At 33.4% G+C, this 4,865-nt stretch carries 8 protein-coding genes; all 8 read right to left on the bottom strand.

Going from position 1 to position 4,865, the window contains the following annotated elements:
- A partial coding sequence (locus tag B3J44_RS15835; RefSeq protein WP_286969581.1) for an MBL fold metallo-hydrolase occupies positions 1 to 491 on the bottom strand: 491 nt, incomplete at its 3' end.
- Entirely contained in the window at positions 488 to 913 is a 426-nt protein-coding gene (locus tag B3J44_RS15830; protein WP_286969579.1) for a DUF1801 domain-containing protein, read from the bottom strand. The genes B3J44_RS15830 and B3J44_RS15835, both read right to left, overlap by 4 nt.
- A gap of 5 nt (positions 914 to 918) precedes the next feature.
- On the bottom strand, positions 919 to 1,959 hold the full coding sequence (locus tag B3J44_RS15825) for a serine hydrolase domain-containing protein (protein ID WP_286969578.1): 1,041 nt from the start codon (positions 1,957 to 1,959) through the stop codon (positions 919 to 921).
- 56 nt (positions 1,960 to 2,015) lie between these two features.
- Positions 2,016 to 2,384 carry a nuclear transport factor 2 family protein gene (locus tag B3J44_RS15820; protein WP_198856415.1) on the bottom strand — a complete coding sequence of 123 codons (369 nt, stop codon included), beginning with the start codon at positions 2,382 to 2,384 and terminating at the stop codon, positions 2,016 to 2,018.
- Between the two features lie 79 nt (positions 2,385 to 2,463).
- Positions 2,464 to 2,673 (bottom strand): ArsR family transcriptional regulator, encoded by a 210-nt coding sequence (locus tag B3J44_RS15815; RefSeq protein WP_278020919.1) that lies wholly within the window; start codon positions 2,671 to 2,673, stop codon positions 2,464 to 2,466.
- A 1-nt stretch (position 2,674) separates the two neighbouring features.
- Positions 2,675 to 3,091: a hypothetical protein gene (locus B3J44_RS15810; RefSeq protein ID WP_278020920.1), complete on the bottom strand. Its 417-nt coding sequence runs from the start codon at positions 3,089 to 3,091 to the stop codon at positions 2,675 to 2,677.
- Positions 3,092 to 3,135: 44 nt separating this feature from the next.
- Positions 3,136 to 4,050 (bottom strand): helix-turn-helix domain-containing protein, encoded by a 915-nt coding sequence (locus B3J44_RS15805; RefSeq protein WP_286969576.1) that lies wholly within the window; start codon positions 4,048 to 4,050, stop codon positions 3,136 to 3,138.
- Positions 4,051 to 4,062: 12 nt separating this feature from the next.
- On the bottom strand, positions 4,063 to 4,865 hold an 803-nt coding region (locus B3J44_RS15800), incomplete at its 5' end, for an NmrA family NAD(P)-binding protein (protein WP_286969575.1).

Below are 4,865 nucleotides of genomic sequence, written 5' to 3'. Positions count from 1 at the left end.
AAATGATCGTAATGATCGTGCGTAATTAGCAAATAATCAATTTCAGGGAGATCATCGACCGTATAAATATCAGTTCCTTTAAATGATTTTGTTGTTCCTGGAATAGGAGAGGCGTTCCCGCTAAAAACGGGATCTATTAAAAAGCGTTTTCCTTCCAACTGAATAAAATAAGACGAATGCCCAAACCAAACTAAAGCATCCTGATTTAATGGGAGTTCTTTTAAGTTGGTTTTTACTGACGGAATTAAATCTGTCGGAATTTTTCGATCTACTTTCTTGAAGAAAAATTCAAATAAAACTCCAGCCATAGTTTTGCCTTCGGCGAGATCGGGTGTAAGGCTCTGGTTTTCGAATTTTCCGTTTTTATATTGCGGCGAATTTTGAATTTGAACTAGTCTTTCTCCCGAAGGCGCTTTTCCGAATTTTGGATGTTGAAGAAAAATATAAATTGCAAAAGCAATCAGGAATAATAGAATTAGGAATGTTGTCATTTATTTTGAGGATATAAATTTTGGGTATATTCAATTGAAAGTAAAATTATCTTTTTTAAGATTTCAATATCAATATCTGTGAGTTTTTTAATGTAAATGCATGCCTTAGACGAAGTATGTTTTCCAAGTTTAGATAAAAGTTCTTCTCTTTTTTCTTCTGGCAGATAAAAATAAACGGTCATGGCTGTTTTTCTTGGCGAAAAACCAGCCAACGGCGCATCGCCTTCGTGACCGCTGTCGTATTTGTAATGATAGCTTCCAAAACCAATAATGCTTGGACCCCACATTTTGGGTTCAAAACCAGTTGCTTTTTGAATTATTTTTAGAAGTTCAAAAGCGTCGCTTTTTTTAACTTCATTTTCGACAGCGTTAATAAAATCAGTAACGCTACTTTGAGTTTCTGTAGTTTTATTTTTTGCCATTTTGTCTACGATTTACTTAATAAATCACTTTTAAAAAGGATGTTTTTGATTTTAAATTCAGAAGCATAAAACAAATTAGAATCTTCGGGCATCTGATTTTCTAAAACAATTAAGCTTACATCACTGTCAGGAAAATACAGGTTTACAGCAGAAAATCCGTTGCCAAGGCCAGTATGGCCAAAATATTTTACAGGTTCTTTTTCTATAATTCTTAAACCGTAACCATATCCTTCTTTCACTTTTCCGAAAAAGTTATGTTGATTTTGAATTGTATACGATGTCATTAATTTGTATGATTCGGGTTTTAGAATTTTTCCTTTGTGAAGGTTGTTATTCCAAATTAAAAGATCATTTACAGTAGAAACAAGACCGCCTGAAGGCACTTTGTATGGAGAGATTAAATTATTCTCTGCCTTTTCTAAATTATTGCCGTTAGAGATATATCCTGTAACTAAATTTTTATCGCTGTCTTTTGAATAGCAAAATGTATTATTCATTTTAAGCTTTTTAAAGAGCTCGTTTGCTAGTTCTGAATAGCTTTTTTTGGATACCGATTCGAGAATTTGACCCAATATAGGATAACCTTCATTGCCATATTTAAAATCGCTTCCTGGTTTAAAAAGTAAAGGCTTTTGTAAATCAGTGATTCCATGTGAATGATTTAATAACTGATGTACTGTAATAGTATCTGCCCATGTCTGCTTTAAATTGGGCAGGTATTTTTTTATTGGATTATTGAGATCAATTTTACCTTGTTCTACTTCTTTTAAAACCAAAGTAGCAGTAATTTGTCTGGTAATAGACATAATTTCAAATTGGCTATCTAGATTTAAAGGTTTTTTGGTTTCAAAATTCGTAAATCCTTCAGCCTTTGAATAAACTGTTTTGCCATTTTTCGCAATCAAAATCACGCCAGTAAATTTCGGATTGGTATTTTGAAGTAAACTATCAATACTTTTTTTATAATTGTCTTTTGTCTGTCCTGAAGAATGGCAACTGGTTAAGATTACTAGTAGTAATAAGGAAATTTTAGGGATTAAGTCCATTTATTAATTGTGGATTGTAAGTTGCAAATTATGAATTGTTTGTAATTTATTATTAGTTAAAACATTCCGTTTTCGTTAATAGAATCTTTTGGGACAGGTTGTCCTAGATCCCAGAGTTCGACGATTTTATCCGATTCGAATTTGAGAATATGCACAACAGCAAAACCAATATCTGAAGGCGTTTGTTTGAGGTGTGAATGCACAGCAACTAAGTTATCGTCTTCTAGAATATGATGAATTTTAAAAACCTTATTCGGATTTGTTCTGGCAGATTCTTCCATGGCAAGCATTAAAGTGTCTGCATCGCCTTTGAAATAGGCGTTGTGATGTTTGAAATTCTTTCCGACATACAATCGAAAACCTTCATGAGGATGCCCTTTTGCTGCTAATTTCAAGAAGTTTTTAGCGATTTCTTTCCTAGTCATGATTCAAGATTTAAAAGCAAACTAAGTTAAGAAATAAAGCGCTACAAATTTTGCAGAAAAGGATTGTAAATTTATAAAATTAAAGGGCTTCCGATTTTATTTTATTCAGATCTACGCCTAGTTTGGTAAATTCTTTTTCGCCCAATTCGGTTATGTAGAAATGCTTGTCTGTCGAATTGTTTTTTGCAATCCATTTTTTAGCTGCAAATGTCTCTAAAAGCAATTCGCCCAATTTGCCACCAATATGTTCGTAGCATTTTTTTGCTGGTTTTATTGTTTTGTCGCTCATATTATTTTTTCTTTTTTAAAGCAATTCTAGAAGCTAAATATGCCATCGGAATGTAAGCAAAAATTAAATCGGCAAAACCAAACCAAATAGGAGAAGGCAAAGTAAAGACCGTAACTATACCACCAAATAAGAAGAAAGCTCCAATACCGAAAGCTAGTTTTGTTTTGTGTTTAATTGCGGCAACAGCAGTTGTCAACGCTCCTGCAAAAGTTCCGATTGCGTGTGCTAAAAATGGAAAAAGAAAATGCTTTGGTTCAAATAAATGCATGGTTGCCTTTAAGCCTTCGGTAGTGCTAACATCTGCGCCATTTGGGGCCGGAATTATAGAGCCACTTAGTAAAATGATGCTCATATTGACAATACTACCAATAACTAGACCTGCAATTACAGCCAAAGTATTTCTTAAAAATGGATTCATAATTTTCGCTTTTTAAGCTAACGAATTTATGAAAAATAAAGCAATTAGTTAAATGATTGTCTGAATTCTAAAGGCGAAGTATTTGTTTTGGTCTTGAATAATTTACTAAATGATTGCTGATGTTCAAAACCAAGTTCAAAAGCAATTTCGCTAATAGATAACGTAGTGGTCGAAAGCTTTTCTTTTGCTTTTTCAATCAATTTGTTGTGAATGTGCTGTTGTGTACTTTGGCCCGTATGCATTTTTAACAATGCACTTAGATAATTAGGAGAAACGTTTAAATTTTCGGCTATAAAGTGTACCGTCGGAAGTCCTTTCTGTTTTAAAGAATCATCAGAAAAATGGTCTTCGAGCAATTTTTCTAAACGCGCTAAAATCTGATGGCTGCTGATTTTTCTAGTAATAAATTGTCTGTTATAAAATCTTTCAGCGTAAGTCAAAAACAATTCGATTTGCGCAATAATTACATCTTGGCTAAACTTATCAATATTAGACTGGTATTCCTGCTGAATATTTTTTATGATGTCTATTAGCATGTTTTCTTCTTTATCAGAAAGATGAAGTGCTTCATTGACTGCATAACCAAAGTAATCATATTGTTTGATTTTCTGCGCAAGCGGTGTATTCCAAAGAAAATCAGGATGAATCAATAATGACCATCCTGTGTGTTGCATTTCGTTATTTCCTTCAATAGAAAAAACTTGTCCTGGCGAAAGAAAAATTAAAACTCCTTCTTTAAAATCGTATTCCTGCTGGCCATAACGCATTTTTGCGTTGGCATTTCTTTTTAAAGCAATCGAATAAAAATCCAGCATTAAGCTTTTTGGTTCTTCGTCATTAAGATATTTTAAATCTTCAAAATTGTAAACGCTCACCAAAGGATGTTCAGGTTTTGGCAAATTTCTAAAATCATGAAATTCGCTTATTGTTTTAAATCGAAGAGGTTGCTGATTTGCCATAATACAAAGTACTTAATTTTGGTTGAAAATAGAAGCAAATTCTTTTGCATAATCTGCCAGTTTTGTTTTTCCTAAAACTGCAGGACGATTTCTATAATAATCTTCACCAAGCAAACCGCTGTAAAGCGCAGCATACATTTCTACCAAACCTTGTGCAATTTTAGGTTGCATTCCAACAGCAATTAATCCGTTTAGTGTTTCTTCGTCACTTATTAATTTCCATTTTAGATCTGGATTGCCAATTATATCGCCCAAAATTTTTGCGGTTTGATCTCCAGTAAGCTCTTCGCTTGCTACATAACGTATTTTTTTTCCGTCGAGCGGAGTTGTAAGCTCTTCTGCAATTGCTTCGGCTATATCGTTTGGAGAAACCCAAGGAATTAATTGATCTGCTCCATAATTAGCAGCTATAATTCCTTGATTTTTAATCATCGGAATATAAGCCAGCAAATTGTAGTAAAAAGAAGTTGGACGCATAAATGTTATCGAAACATCTGAAAGTTTGTTTAAAACGGCTTCGATTTCATTATAACGCTGAATGATTCCAGAACCTTGCTCTAAATGCGCACCAATACTGCTTAAAAACACTACGCGCTTTACACCAGATTTTGAGATAGCTTCTGCATAATTATTTCCAATTGTGCGAGTAAAAGCATCTAAATCAAGATTCGGATCAAAATAATTTGCACGCGGAATCATGCAATATACAGCATCTGCTCCTTTAAAAGTTTGAGTTAAAAAAACAACGTCATTTATTGAAAACCTTGGAGCGCAAGCCGCAATTGGTTCAGTAAATGACGTTGTTTTTTTAACTC

The sequence above is a fragment of the Flavobacterium sp. UBA4854 genome (assembly GCF_002399805.1).
GTDB classification, from domain to species: domain Bacteria; phylum Bacteroidota; class Bacteroidia; order Flavobacteriales; family Flavobacteriaceae; genus Flavobacterium; species Flavobacterium ginsengisoli.
Note: the sequence above shows the minus strand (reverse complement) of the source record. Positions and strands in the feature narration are given on the sequence as shown.